Below are 12,758 nucleotides of genomic sequence, written 5' to 3'. Positions count from 1 at the left end.
CCAACTCCGCCGGGGTGGCCACCACACCCAGCTGATTGATCACCGCATGCCCAGATACCCGCAACTTACGCACCACCTGCTGCACCCGATCCATGATCGACAGCAACTCCGACGTGCCAGGAGCATCAAAGGTCAACTCACACAAGCGTTCCGCACAGCCATTGAGGTCGTCGAGTACCTCGGCGATCTGCTCAACCGTGCTCGAACCCATGCCCCGAATTTTACGAAGACCCACCGACAAGTAGGTCCGATGCTTCGCGGCCGAGAGCATTCTCACCGGAATGCACGCCGCGTGCTAGCACGCCGCAGCTGTCGGCTGAAGTACCGCGCCTTCGCTACGTGGACCGTTTTCGGTACCGGATCGCCTTGATCGGCGCTGAATCCGGTTCGAAAAGCGCAAACTCCGGCGCGGCCGGGTGACCTGGTCATACGCTCGATTTGGCGCTCATAGCGTGAGGTCGGTCGAGAGGAAGTTGCCGTGTCGTACGTCGTCACAGTGCCGGAGTTGGTTACGACTGCGGCCGAAGGTTTGGCAGGAGTCGGTTCGACGATTCAACAGGCAACCGCGGCGGCGGCAACTCCCACGACCACACTCGCGGCCGCGGCTGCCGACGAGGTTTCAGCCGGCATCACGCAGGTGTTCGGCAGCTATGGTCGGGAGTTTCAGGCGATCAGCGCAAGAGTGGCGACCTTTCACGAAGAGTTCGTGCGGTTGCTCAACCAGAGTGCCGCGGCTTACGTGGCCACCGATATCGCCACCGCGGGCCAGGGCCTCGCCAATGCGGTGAATGCCCCGGCTCGGTCGCTGCTGGGCCAAGCGACGGGCGGACTGCGAGCGCTGGAAGCCGCTGTGCAGCCATTACTTTGGACGCCGAGCGCGGCGGCAGCGACCGCTCCGGGCGGCGCGTATGGGCAACTCGTCGCCAACACTGCCACCAACCTGCAGGCCCTCGGCAATTCCTGGGCCGCCGACCCATTTCCCTTCCTGCGGCAGTTTCTGGCCAACCAGCAGGGTTACGCGCAGCAGATATCTACCGCGTTGGCCGGTGCTATCCAGAATTTCCCCGCTAACCTGGCGAACTTGCCGACCGCCGCCGAGGCCGCTATCCGGCAGTTATTATCTTTCAACGCAGCGGCTTTCGCCCAACAGTTCGTCGCGACCCAGCTCGGCTTCGCCCAGACGTTCTTCACCTCCGCAGCCAACGGCATCAGCGGCCTGGTGGCCGGGCTGCCCAACTTCGCCTCCGGGCTTCAAGTTGCCTTCCAACAACTCCTGGCGGGCAACTACACCGGTGCGGTATCGGATCTGGGCAGGGCGTTCATCGGGCTGCTGGTGAACGGAGTTAATCCCGGCCAGGTCAACCTCATTTTCGACATTCCCAACGCGACCATTACCGCCGGCGTGAACCCGACGCTGATCGGCCCGCTGGGAGACCTGTTCACCATCATGAACATACCCGGCCAGGAAGCGCAGTATCTCACCAATCTGTTACCGCCATCCATTCCCCGGCAGATGGCGCAGAACCTGACCAATGTACTGAATACGCTTACGGTCCCCATTATTTCGGCACAAGTCATCCTGCGCATTCTCGCCGGAACCGCCGAGCTCGACCCCTTCTTCGGGTTGCCCTTGATCGCTACCTACGCGGCGGCGGGCGCACCGCTGTCCACGCTAAATGCGATCGCGACTAGCGCTGAAACCATCCAGCAGGCCTTGGCGACCGGGAACTATCTCGGAGCGGCGGGGACGCTGTTTGATCTGCCGGCGGTGGCCCTGAACGGCTCCCTCAATGGCAACATCCCCATCGACACGACGATCAACGTGCCGACAGGCCTGGACCCGAATTTCCTTCCCACGAACGTAGAAATCGTTCTGCATCTCCCGTCGGACGGGATCCTCGTTCCGCCCCACCCGGCCACCGCGACAATCGTTGTGCCGAGTTCTCCCTTATTCCCATCCGCGACCTTCCCGGTGACCATCCTCGGCACACCGTTCTCGGGACTGGTCCCCCTGCTGGTGAATTACGCTCCGCAGCAACTCGCGATGGCCATCAGGCCGGCCTAGAGAATCGCGACCGAGACCACGATGCCGAGCGCGAACTGCGCCGCAGCCACCATCAGTGCGTCGTAGCTGAATTCGTCGGCGAAGAACAAGGTTTCCATGTCGATGCCGATCACCAACGCCGCGATTCGCATCATCACGACCTGCGCGGCAATCCCGACCAGCCCGAAGACAGCAGACGCCAGTAGGCCCTGCCGCAGATTTCCCGACGACGAGTAAATCGCAATAACGACAATGAAAGCCATGCTGACCATGCCGGCAGACGACACGATGATCGCGTTCGGCTTTCCGGCATTAACCATCTTGCGCAGCGGACCCGGTGTGGTCAGGTCGATGGCGTAGAAGCCGATGATCATCAGCACCAGGCCGAGGATCGAGTAGAGGACGATGGCTCCCGCGCCGCGACCGAGCCAGCTCCAGTAGTCCGAATGCAGCGCCACAATAGTTGTCGTCATCGAAACTCAACTCCGTTCGGTTCGGTGGAAGTCATTTGAGCGCAATGCGGTGCGGGACGAAGGCGGCGCCGTCGTCGGTGATCAGTCCCCCGGTCTCGCGGATGCCCAGCCCCGCAGCGGTGTCGCCGACCACCCACGCCCCCAAAGCCGGTCGCATGTCGTCGAATTCGGGAAGCGGGTCCAGTAATTGGTAGACGAAGCCCTCCTCGCCGTAGAAGCCGCCGGTAGCGGTCTCCAGGCCGGCGCCGACGACGGTGACGTTGGCGCCTTCCCGCCCGAGCTTGGGCTTGCGCACATATTCAGTGAGTTCGTGCGGATCGTCGAGGTAGGCGGGCAGCAGGTTCGGGTGACCCGGATACATCTCCCACAGCACCGCCAGGATCGCCTTGTTGGACAGCAAGGTCTTCCACAACGGCTCGATCCACATCGTCTGCGGGAGCGACGACACCACGTGTTTGCCGAATTGGTCGTCGAGCACCCATTCCCACGGGTGCAACTTGAAGATGGCCCGGATCGGGTCCTCTTCCAGATCCACGAACCGCTCCAGCGCCGAGTCCCAACCGACGTCCTCGATCAGCAATCCGACGGTATGGAAACCCGCTTCCGCCGCCGTCTCCTGCATGTAGGTGGTAGTGATCTGATCCTCACCGGTGGCCTCCACGCCGGACCAGGAAAAGTGTAATTCGTTGCTGGGCAACAAATTACCGACAGCCTTCCACCGATCGACCAGTTGCTCGTGTAGTGAATTCCATTGATCGTCGGCGGGGAACTTATCCTTGAGCCAATACCATTGCAGGATGGCGGCTTCCAGCAGCGTCGTAGGGGTGTCGGCGTTGTACTCCAGCAGCACCGCCGGGCGTCGACCATCGTAGCGTAAATCGAAGCGGCCGTAGACATGTGGATCCGAACGACGCCACGACTCGGCGATGTAGGGCCAACTCCATTGTGGTAGACCGAAATCCGCGTACCGCTCCATCAGAACGATTTGCTCGACTGCGTTGAGGCACATCGAGTGCAGCAGTTCAACGTCGGCTTCCAACGCCAGGATCTCGTCCATCTCGAATTCGTAGTAGACCGACTCATCCCAGTACGGGCGGTCGGCGCCGGTCGCGTCGCGCGCCGGGGTCCCGTAGACGAGGCCTTGCGATTCGACGATCGACTGCCAGTTCGGCCGCGGCTGCGTCCTGCAGCGTTTCACGAGCCGCCGCTCCCGCTACCCTTGCCGCCACTGCCGCCGATGCCACCACGCTGAATTGTGGTGCCGGACTTGGTAGTAACCGTTGCGCCCCTCGGCAAAGACGTCGAGCCCCCACTCGGCCGCTGTCCGACCGACCCTGAACTGCCGTAGTAGTAGCGGTAGGAATGCCCGCCCCAGATGAAGAATCCGTTCAGGCCCGGGGTGTGGCCGGTGCAGTAGCTGTCGGGGACGACCACCGGCTGCCCGTTCGGGTCGTCCTGCACGCACTGCGCGGTGACGTGTTCCGGCGTCAACAACCAGTACCCGAAAGCAGCCACCAGGCCGACCACTCCGACCGCAGCCGCCGAACCCATCAGAATGCGCTTCTGCCGGCGGCGTTTAGCCTCGGCTGCGAGTCGCGCCTCCTCGATCTCTTGTTGCTTGTCCTCATACTTCTGTCGAGCACGCAATTCCGCCGGCGTCGGCGGTCGCGGCCTCGTTGTTGCCGGGTCCTGGAACTGGATGCTGCCCAGCGGTTCAAGCTTCGGTGGCTTCGGCGTTCCCTTTTCGGGCCGGTTTGCACCGAAGCTGCCTTTTCGGGGACCGCTCTGCGGGGGCGGTTTGCTCGGACTCGGGTCCGGAGAAGATGTCTTTCCGTGCGGCAGCAGTTTGGGCGGCTGATCGGACGGCCCCGGGGCCTTCGGGTCCGTGGAGCCACCCTGGGACTCGATCTTGCCGTGCGGAAGCCACTTGGGCGGCGGGGTAGGCGCGTCCTTGTCCGGCGTCCCACCGTCGGGCGGTGGCTCCGATCCCACTAGCCGTTCTCCGGTGCTAGCCGATATGCGAACACGCGGGCAGTGTCCCACAAAGTCGCCGCATTCAGGGCTAGGACCACCAACGCTCCAGCACGCGCGCGACACCGTCCTCGGTATTGCGGGACGTAACTTCGTCCGCGGCGGCCAGCGCGTCAGGGTGCGCGTTGCCCATGGCCACACCCAAACCGGCGCGCAGCAGCATCGGTATGTCGTTGGGCATGTCGCCGAAGGCGATGACGTCCGTCTCCGCGATGCCCAGTGGGGCACCTACTTCGCGTAGTCCGCTGGCCTTGCTGATGCCGCGCGGCACGATTTCGAGCAGGCCGTTGTTGGTGGAGTAGGTCAGATCGCCCTCCTCGCCGAGGTGTGGGCCCAACGCAGCGGCCATTTCCGCACTCGAGGCGCCCGCCTTGCGGATCAGCAGCTTGATGGCCGGTGCGCTGAGCAGATCGTCCAGGGACACCTCGGTGTTGTCGGGGTTGAGCCAAGCGTGCTCGTAGCCGGGAGAGCTGACGAATTGCGGGGTCGCCGCGTCGTGAGCGCGCTCGCCGATCCGCTCGACAGCCAGACCGGCGCCGGGTATGACGCGCCGGGTGATGTCGGCTAGCGCGGCCAGGGTGTCAGCGGACAGCGTGCGCGCTGACACCACCCGGTCATGCTCGGGGTCATAGATGACGGCCCCGTTCGCGCAAACCGCCATCGGAGCGAAGCCAAGTGCCTCGACGACCGGCCTGATCCAGCGCGGTGGCCGCCCGGTGGCCAACACGAACTGTGCACCGCCGGCGACCGCGGCTCGCACCGCGGCGCGCGTTCGTGGACTGAGGGTTTCGTCGTCATTGAAAAGGGTGCCGTCGACATCGCACCCGATGAGTGCGGGCTTATGGTTGGCCGACCTCGTCAGTTCTTTCCTCTTTTCTGGGTTTCTTCGACGTCACACCGTCATGCCCGCGTTTTTGCGCGCGCTCAGCCAATTCGGCAATGCGAAATTCCTTGGACTCGTCCGGAGTGGGCGCACTACCACCCAGCCGTCGGGGCACCCAGTACTCCCCTTCGGGATGTGGGTATTGCTCCTGCACCCAGTAGAGGATCGCGTTCATCGCCTGGCGCAACGTGGCGTTCAACTCGTCGGCGTTGCTGCCCGGGTACAGCGGCGGGCCGATGGCCGCGGTGATCGGAACCTTGCCGCGGAACAGCTTCTTCGGGTGGTCTTTGGGCCAAATCCGATGCGCCCCCCAGACAATCATCGGAATGATCGGCACCTGGGCTTCGACTGCCATCCGGGCCGCCCCGGTCTTGAACTCCCGCAGTTCGAAGCTGCGACTGATGGTCGCCTCCGGGTGCACCCCGACGAGCTCACCCTCTCGCAGCCGCTCTACGGCCACCGAATACGCCTCGGCCCCCATGGTGCGGTCCACCGGGATCAGCTGGATGTGCTTGATGACGTAATTGACCGCTTTGACTTCGGCCATCTCGGCTTTGATCATGAAGCGCAGCCGCCGTTTGCGCTCCTTGGCGGCCAGCGACGCGGGAATCCAGTCCACATAGCTGGTGTGGTTGAGGGCGATGATCGCGCCGCCGTGCTGGGGAATGTTCTCCAGGCCGTGATATGTGATCTTGTTGCCGTTCAGCGCCATGGCCGTCGGAACGAGATATTCCAGCATCCGGAAGACTGGCTCAGCCATAACTGACTTCTCCTTCTACCCCTTACGCGACTTATTCGGTGTGCGACCGGCGGCCCTCGCCGCGGTCTCGTCAGCGTCCATTTGCGCCGCCTGCGCCCGGGTCGGCGCCGCGCCGCCAAGCCGGTGCGGCACCCAGTACGCACCTGCCGGGCACGGATAGTGTTGCTGCACATCGGACAACAAGGCGGTCATCGACGCCCGCAGCATTTCCTCGGTCACCGAAACATCGTGCGCGGCACGCAATGGCGTACCCACCGCCACGGTTACCGGAACCTTGTTGCGCCCTAAGCTCTTTGGCTGGCCCTTGGTCCAAATGCGTTGCGCGCCCCAAACTATCACCGGGATGATGGGGACGTCGGCCTCGATGGCCATCCGGGCGGCGCCCGTCTTGAATTCCTTGAGTTCGAAACTGCGGCTGATCGTGGCCTCCGGGTAGACCGCGACGAGTTCGCCGTCCCGCAGCGCCTGCACCGCCAGGGCGTACGCGTCGGCGCCAGAACTGCGGTCGACCGGAATCGCCCCGTTCTGCTTGATCAAGAAGTTGACTATCTTCACCCGCTGCATCTCGGCCTTGATCATGAACCGCAATCGCCGGTGCCGTCGGCGCATCGCCAATCCCGCCGGCAGGAAATCGACGTAACTGGTGTGGTTGATCGCCACCACCGCCGCACCGCGCTGCGGGATGTTCTCCTCGCCGACATAGCTGATCCGGGTGCCGGTACCCAGGACCAGGAGGCGGGCGATGATCTCGCAGGCGCGGTAAAACGGTTCCGCCATCGCTCACGGCTCCGGCGGCCCGGTGGGCTGGGCCCGTTCAGCGCGGCGCGCCGCCTTCAGCGCCGCTTCCTCGGCGTCCAGGCGGGCTGCATCGGCCAGCGAAGGTGCGCCACCGCCCAGCCGGTGCGGCACCCAGAACTCACCCGCCGGATGCGGGCCGTACTGCTCCTGCGCACGGATCAGCAGGTGCTGCATCCGGGAGTGCAGGAGGGCGGTCAGTTCGGCGGTGGGCAGCGTGGGTTCGATCGGTTCGCCGACGATCACCTGGATCGGCACCTTCGGACGGAACAGCTTTTTCGGGTGGTCCTTGGTCCAGATCCGCTGGGCGCCCCAGATGACGTGCGGAATGATCGGCACGCCGGCTTCCACCGCCATCCGCGCGGCACCGGACTTGAACTCCTTGATCTCGAAGCTGCGGCTGATGGTCGCCTCGGGATAGACGCCGACCAGTTCCCCGGCTTTGAGGTTTTCGACGGCTGCGGCATAGGAGGCCGCGCCGCTTTCCCGGTCCACTGGAATGTGGCGGAACGACCGCATCAATGGTCCGGTGAACTTGTGGTCGAACACCTCCTGCTTGGCCATGAACCGCACCTTGCGGCCCAGGCCCTGCCGGTAGGCGGGTAGACCCGCCAGGGTGAAGTCGAGGTAGCCGGTGTGATTGATTGCGACCACGGCACCACCGCTGGTCGGTAGATTTTCCACGCCGGTCACGGTGATCTTGAGACCCTGCAGGCGAAAGATCATCCGGGCGAGCGTGATGGCAGTGCCGTATGCAGGTTCCACAGCATTTCAGCCTAGTGGTCCCGGCGATAAGGGGAAGGCATGGCATATCCGTCCGGTCCGAAGTCGGCAGCCGTCCCCGCAGTGGTGCGACGCTTGGCCGCCGGCCGGCCGGTGCATGCGGTGTGGCGCAACGAGCTCGGTGACCTCACTTTTCGGATCGCGCACGGGGCCGAGTTCGTAAAGGTGACTACCCGTGAATCCGCCGACTTCGCCAACGAAGCGCGGCGGTTGCGCTGGGCGGGGCGCTACATTGCGGTGCCGCCGGTCCTGTCGTTCGGTGTCGACGGCGCACGCCGGCCTTATAGCGCGTGGCTACACACCCGCGGGCTGTCCGGGCTGTCGGCCGTCCACCCACGCTGGCAGGCGGCCCCGGGTACCGCGGTGCGGGCGATTGCTGTGGGCTTGCGCACAATGCACGACGCCCTGCCGGTAGCGACTTGCCCGTTCGACTGGTCGGTCGCGAGCCGACTGCCGCTGCTGCTTCCGGCACACCGGGCGAACCTGCCAGACCAGCCGCCGATCGAGAAGCTGGTGGTATGCCACGGCGACGCTTGCGCACCTAACACGCTGATTTCCGACGTCGGGACCTACTGCGGCCACGTCGACTTCGGCGAACTGGGTATCGCTGATCGGTGGGCCGATCTCGCGGTGGCAACGCTGTCCCTTGGCTGGAACTACCCCGGCCACAACTGGGAAACGGAGTTCTTCACCGCCTACGGCATCGAGCCCGACCCGGTCCGCATCGACTACTACCGGCGGCTGTGGCAGGACCCAGACCTGTGATCCCGCTAAACTCGAAGCGACTCCGACCGTCCCTCGAAAGGCATTTGTGCAGGTCACAAGCGTCGGCCACGCCGGCTTTCTGATCCAGACCCAGGCGGGCAGCATCTTGTGCGACCCGTGGGTCAACCCGGCGTACTTCGCTTCGTGGTTCCCGTTCCCGGACAACACCGCACTGGACTGGGACGGGATGGGCGATTGTGACTATCTGTACGTCTCTCACCTGCACAAGGACCACTTCGACGCCAAGCTGCTGGCGTCCCACGTCAACAAGGACGCGGTGGTGCTGCTGCCCGACTTCCCGGTGCCGGACCTGCGAAACGAGTTGGAGAAGCTGGGGTTTCACCGGTTCTTTGAGACCACCGAGTCGGTCCAGCACCGGCTGTCCGGCCCCAAGGGCGAACTGGACATCATGATCATCGCGTTGCGGGCGCCCGCGGACGGCCCGATCGGTGATTCGGCGCTGGTGGTTTCCGACGGCGAGACCACGATTTTCAACATGAACGACGCGCGCCCGGTGGATCTGGACGTGCTTGCGGCCGACTTCGGTCACATCGACGTGCACCTGCTGCAGTACTCGGGCGCCATTTGGTATCCGATGGTCTACGACATGCCCGCGCGCGCCAAGGAAGCGTTCGGCACCCAGAAGCGGCAGCGGCAGATGGACCGCGCCCGCCAGTACATCGCACAGGTAGGCGCTACCTGGGTGGTGCCGTCGGCGGGCCCGCCCTGCTTTCTGGACCCCGAACTGCGCCACCTCAACGACGACAGCGGCGATCCGGCCAACATCTTCCCCGACCAGATGGTGTTCCTCGACCAGATGCGCAGTCATGGCCACGACGGGGGCCTGCTGATGATGCCGGGGTCGGTTGCGGACTTCACCGGTTCGACGCTGAACGCGCTGCAACACCCTATTCCCACCGAGCAGGTCGAAGCGATTTTCACCACCGGCAAGGCCGATTACATCACCGACTTCGCCGAGCGGATGGCGCCCGTGCTGGCCGCGGAGAAAGCCGGTTGGGCGCCGGCGACCGGTGAACCGCTGCTCGAGCCGCTGCGGGCGCTGTTCGAGCCGATCATGCTGGCAAGCAACGAAATCTGCGACGGCATCGGTTATCCGGTCGAATTGGTGATCGGCCCGGAAACCGTCATCCTGGACTTCCCCAAACGTGCGGTGCGGGAACGCATTCCCGACGAGAAGGTGCGCTACGGGTTCGCGATCGCACCGGAACTGGTGCGCACCGTGCTACGCGACAACGAGCCAGACTGGGTCAACACCATCTTCCTGTCCACCCGCTTCAAGGCGTGGCGGGTCGGCGGCTACAACGAATACCTGTACACCTTTTTCAAGTGCTTGACCGACGAACGCATCGCTTACGCCGATGGATGGTTCGCCGAGACGCATGACGACTCGGCGTCAATCACGCTGGACGGCTGGGAGATTCAGCGACGTTGTCCGCATCTGAAGGCTGATCTGTCGAAATTCGGTGTGATCGAGGGCAATACGCTGACCTGCAACCTGCATGGTTGGCAATGGCGGTTGGACGACGGCCGCTGCCTGACCACGCGTGGGCACCAGCTGCGGAGCTCTCGGGCATGAGCAACGACACGGAGCGGTGCTACGACGACGGCGTGGTACAGCTGGACCAGATGGCGATCACGTTGCGCCGCTACCACTTTCCGTCCGGAACGGCGAAAGTGATCGGACTCGACCAGGTCCGGTCGTACAAAGTCGAGCCGCTCGGATTGTTCACGGTCCGGTTCAATATCTGGGGCAGCCCGGACTTTCGCCGCTGGTTGCCACTGGACTTGTACCGACCGCTCAAGTCCACGCTGGTCACCCTCGACATTCCCGGGTCCACGCCGGCTTTCACCCCGGCGCGTCCCGACGAGTTCATCGAATGTCTGGACGAACTGCTGGACGCGCGCCGCTAAACCCTGCGCCGAACGTGCGACTGGCTTCACGTTCGGTGCTCGGTTAGCGGTCCGCCAGGGCCGCCCGTCCCGCGTTGTAGCCCGGTGTGAAGGTGATGCCCGGCCCGCCGTGACACCCGGCACTGCCCAGATACAGTCCCTGAATCGGAATTGGCTGTCCGATATAGCCTTTCGGGCCCGGGCGGTTCTGCCCGACTTGATCGGAGTGCAGCAGGCCGTGGCAGTAGTCGCCGCCGGGCGCACCGAACATCACCCCCATGTGCTTGGGCGTGAAGGTGGTGTGCCGGATGATGCTGCGTTCGAAATTCGGTGCCAGCCGGGTGATCTTGTCGATCACGCGCTGGCCCATCTCTACCTTGGCCTGACCGTAGTCGGCCCCGCCCTCGATCGGGAACCACAGCGCGAACGCCGATGCGGCGTGCTTCCCCTCGGGCGCCAGATCCGGGTCGTGCACAGACGGAATCTGCAACACCAGCGTCGGATCGGCCGGCACAATGCCGCGACGGCAGTCCTCCCACTGCTGTTGGACTTCCTCCGGCGTGCAGAACATGCCGATCGACGCCTGCATGGTCGGGTCGTTGAGCGCCTCATACGGGGCGGCGAATTGCGGCGCCTCCTCGAGCGCGAAATGCATCTGCAGGTAGCTGCCGCGGTGGTCGATGCGGGCGTACCGTTCGCGTATTTCCGACGGCAGCGCGGCGGGGTCGATCAGGTCGTTGAGCGTGGCGTCGGGCGCGATCGAGGAGACGACGATCGGGGCCGAGAAGGTGTCGCCCGCTTCGGTGCGCACGCCGGCCACTCGCCCGTCGGTGACCAGGATCTCGCTGACCTTGGAGCGCAACCGCACTTCGCCGCCGTTGTCCTCCAACACCCGAGCCAGGTGCGCGGTGAGCGCGCCGATGCCGCCGCGCAGTTTCTTCATCTGCACGAAGTCGCCCTCGGGGATGCCCAGCCCGAAGGCGAGTGCGGCGGCACTACCCGGCGTGGACGGGCCGCGGTAGAGGGTGTTGACGGCCAGGACCGTCATCGATCCCCGGATGGCGCCATGCTTGTCGCGGTCGGGGAAGTAGCGGTCCAGCACATCGGTGACCGAGCCGAACAGCATGTCGTCGATCGCGGAGCGTTCGAATTCGTTTGTGGCGCAGGCATACATCTCGTCGAATGTTTTGGGCAGTGTGCCGGCCTCGAAGCGGCCCAACGCACGGGTCGGCGCTTGGGCCCACATCAACAGGCCACCCATTCCGGCCACAGCATCCGCCCCGTGCACCTCGTTGAGATGAGCGAACATCTTCATCGGATCGCTGTACTGCACCAGTGGGTCATCGCCCACGCCGCGCAGCGCTACCGACATCACCTCCAGATCCACCGTCGGCAGAGTGTCCAGGCCAAGTTCGCTGATCACTTCCAAAGAGGTCGGGAACTGCACCGACCCGGCGATCTCGAAGTGGTAGCCGTCGAACAGTTCCACAGTGGAGGCCATGCCACCCGCGTAGAGCTTGCCGTCCAGGCAGACCGTGCGCAGTCCCGCCCGTTGCAGCAGCACCGCCGCGGTCAAGCCATTGTGGCCTGCGCCGATGACGATCGCGTCGTACTCGGTTCCTGACTCAGACATGCGGCTACCTCCCGGATTGGAGGCTGGCACGCGGGCGAAGTTTTGTCAATTATGACGAAACTTGCGGCGAAGTCCAGGTGTCGGCGATGCCCGCCCGCAGCGACTCCAACGCCAGGTGGCTCATCTTGGCCAACGCTCCCAGCGACCGGTCTTCACCGACCATCCAGGCCTCCATGGCACCGAAAACCGCTGCCGCGATGCAGCGGCCGAGCACCGTGACCCGCAACCGGTCCTCGGAGGTCTGCTGCGCCGCGCGTCTGCGGAGCTGTAGCTGAGCCTCGATCGCATCGGCGAGATCGGCCTGAACATCGCGGATGTGCCGGACGATGCGGCCCTGATCCAGATCACCACCCCGAAGGGCGGCGATCTTGGTGACGGCTTCGACGTCGTAGGGAAACGCGAAGATCGCCGCCTGCACGGAGTCGATCACCGGTTCGTCGACGGGACGGGCCTCCAGCGCGGCGCGAAACCAGTTCAGGCCGGTGTAGTCGGCGAAGAGCAGGTCGTGTTTGGAACTGAAGTGCCGGTAGAAGGTTCGCAGCGAGACCCCGGCATCGGCCGCGATCTGCTCGGCCGAGGTGTCTTCGACACCCTGGGCCAAAAAACGCACCACCGCGGCCTGCCGCAACGCCTCGCGGGTGCGTTCGCTGCGCACTGTCTGCGCTGGCCTGACCATCTCA

13 protein-coding genes and 1 pseudogene are annotated in these 12,758 nt (G+C 64.5%); 4 read left to right on the top strand and 10 right to left on the bottom strand.

Features of this window, described 5'->3' with window-relative positions:
- Positions 1 to 211: pseudogene (locus A5634_RS05795) on the bottom strand (hypothetical protein); the annotation flags it as partial.
- A 267-nt stretch (positions 212 to 478) separates the two neighbouring features.
- Between A5634_RS05795 and A5634_RS05790 the strand changes: the two are divergent.
- Complete coding sequence (locus A5634_RS05790) at positions 479 to 2,065, top strand: PE family protein (protein WP_065143122.1); 1,587 nt, start codon at positions 479 to 481, stop codon at positions 2,063 to 2,065.
- On the opposite strand, the gene A5634_RS05785 is transcribed toward A5634_RS05790, so the two are convergent.
- The 7 genes from A5634_RS05785 to A5634_RS05755 all read right to left on the bottom strand — a co-directional run bounded on the left by A5634_RS05785 (position 2,062) and on the right by A5634_RS05755 (position 7,751).
- Positions 2,062 to 2,517 (bottom strand): DUF350 domain-containing protein, encoded by a 456-nt coding sequence (locus A5634_RS05785; protein WP_065143121.1) that lies wholly within the window; start codon positions 2,515 to 2,517, stop codon positions 2,062 to 2,064. The genes A5634_RS05790 and A5634_RS05785 overlap by 4 nt on opposite strands.
- 31 nt (positions 2,518 to 2,548) lie before the next feature.
- The gene (locus A5634_RS05780) at positions 2,549 to 3,715 is read right to left on the bottom strand and encodes a glutathionylspermidine synthase family protein (protein ID WP_065143120.1); all 1,167 of its coding nucleotides are present in this window, start codon (positions 3,713 to 3,715) and stop codon (positions 2,549 to 2,551) included.
- Entirely contained in the window at positions 3,712 to 4,509 is a 798-nt protein-coding gene (locus A5634_RS29220) for a hypothetical protein (protein WP_253861491.1), read from the bottom strand. Before A5634_RS29220 ends, A5634_RS05780 begins: the two co-directional genes overlap by 4 nt.
- A 70-nt stretch (positions 4,510 to 4,579) precedes the next feature.
- Positions 4,580 to 5,410, bottom strand: coding sequence for a Cof-type HAD-IIB family hydrolase (locus tag A5634_RS05770; protein WP_065143119.1), 831 nt, complete (start codon positions 5,408 to 5,410; stop codon positions 4,580 to 4,582).
- Positions 5,388 to 6,191 carry a lysophospholipid acyltransferase family protein gene (locus tag A5634_RS05765; RefSeq protein WP_065143118.1) on the bottom strand — a complete coding sequence of 268 codons (804 nt, stop codon included), beginning with the start codon at positions 6,189 to 6,191 and terminating at the stop codon, positions 5,388 to 5,390. Before A5634_RS05765 ends, A5634_RS05770 begins: the two co-directional genes overlap by 23 nt.
- Positions 6,192 to 6,206: 15 nt before the next feature.
- Positions 6,207 to 6,968: a lysophospholipid acyltransferase family protein gene (locus A5634_RS05760; protein WP_065143117.1), complete on the bottom strand. Its 762-nt coding sequence runs from the start codon at positions 6,966 to 6,968 to the stop codon at positions 6,207 to 6,209.
- Positions 6,969 to 6,971: 3 nt separating this feature from the next.
- On the bottom strand, positions 6,972 to 7,751 hold the full coding sequence (locus A5634_RS05755) for a lysophospholipid acyltransferase family protein (protein ID WP_065143116.1): 780 nt from the start codon (positions 7,749 to 7,751) through the stop codon (positions 6,972 to 6,974).
- A 39-nt stretch (positions 7,752 to 7,790) separates the two neighbouring features.
- Between A5634_RS05755 and A5634_RS05750 the strand changes: the two genes are divergently transcribed.
- Genes A5634_RS05750 through A5634_RS05740 form a run of 3 tightly spaced genes read left to right on the top strand, consistent with a single transcriptional unit; the run spans position 7,791 to position 10,466 of the window.
- On the top strand, positions 7,791 to 8,534 hold the full coding sequence (locus tag A5634_RS05750) for a phosphotransferase (RefSeq protein ID WP_065143115.1): 744 nt from the start codon (positions 7,791 to 7,793) through the stop codon (positions 8,532 to 8,534).
- Between the two features lie 46 nt (positions 8,535 to 8,580).
- Positions 8,581 to 10,131 carry an MBL fold metallo-hydrolase gene (locus tag A5634_RS05745; protein ID WP_065143114.1) on the top strand — a complete coding sequence of 517 codons (1,551 nt, stop codon included), beginning with the start codon at positions 8,581 to 8,583 and terminating at the stop codon, positions 10,129 to 10,131.
- Positions 10,128 to 10,466, top strand: coding sequence for a hypothetical protein (locus A5634_RS05740; protein ID WP_065143113.1), 339 nt, complete (start codon positions 10,128 to 10,130; stop codon positions 10,464 to 10,466). Before A5634_RS05745 ends, A5634_RS05740 begins: the two co-directional genes overlap by 4 nt.
- A 43-nt stretch (positions 10,467 to 10,509) precedes the next feature.
- Here the strand turns inward: A5634_RS05740 and A5634_RS05735 are convergent, their stop codons facing one another.
- Both A5634_RS05735 and A5634_RS05730 read right to left on the bottom strand, forming a co-directional pair.
- Entirely contained in the window at positions 10,510 to 12,078 is a 1,569-nt protein-coding gene (locus A5634_RS05735) for a phytoene desaturase family protein (protein ID WP_065143112.1), read from the bottom strand.
- Between the two features lie 49 nt (positions 12,079 to 12,127).
- Positions 12,128 to 12,754: a TetR/AcrR family transcriptional regulator gene (locus tag A5634_RS05730; protein WP_065143111.1), complete on the bottom strand. Its 627-nt coding sequence runs from the start codon at positions 12,752 to 12,754 to the stop codon at positions 12,128 to 12,130.
- Between the last annotated feature and the right edge of the window lie 4 nt (positions 12,755 to 12,758).

The sequence above is a fragment of the Mycobacterium asiaticum genome (assembly GCF_001673365.1).
Lineage (GTDB): Bacteria > Actinomycetota > Actinomycetes > Mycobacteriales > Mycobacteriaceae > Mycobacterium > Mycobacterium asiaticum_A.
Note: the sequence above shows the minus strand (reverse complement) of the source record. Positions and strands in the feature narration are given on the sequence as shown.

Excerpts from the sequence above, each read along its gene's own strand:
- A5634_RS05750 (WP_065143115.1), top strand. The coding sequence starts at position 7,791 with ATGGCATATCCGTCCGGTCCGAAGTCGGCAGCCGTCCCCGCAGTGGTG.
- A5634_RS05785 (WP_065143121.1), bottom strand. The coding sequence starts at position 2,517 with ATGACGACAACTATTGTGGCGCTGCATTCGGACTACTGGAGCTGGCTC.
- A5634_RS05740 (WP_065143113.1), top strand. The coding sequence starts at position 10,128 with ATGAGCAACGACACGGAGCGGTGCTACGACGACGGCGTGGTACAGCTG.
- A5634_RS05735 (WP_065143112.1), bottom strand. The coding sequence starts at position 12,078 with ATGTCTGAGTCAGGAACCGAGTACGACGCGATCGTCATCGGCGCAGGC.
- A5634_RS05765 (WP_065143118.1), bottom strand. The coding sequence starts at position 6,191 with ATGGCTGAGCCAGTCTTCCGGATGCTGGAATATCTCGTTCCGACGGCC.
- A5634_RS05760 (WP_065143117.1), bottom strand. The coding sequence starts at position 6,968 with ATGGCGGAACCGTTTTACCGCGCCTGCGAGATCATCGCCCGCCTCCTG.
- A5634_RS05730 (WP_065143111.1), bottom strand. The coding sequence starts at position 12,754 with ATGGTCAGGCCAGCGCAGACAGTGCGCAGCGAACGCACCCGCGAGGCG.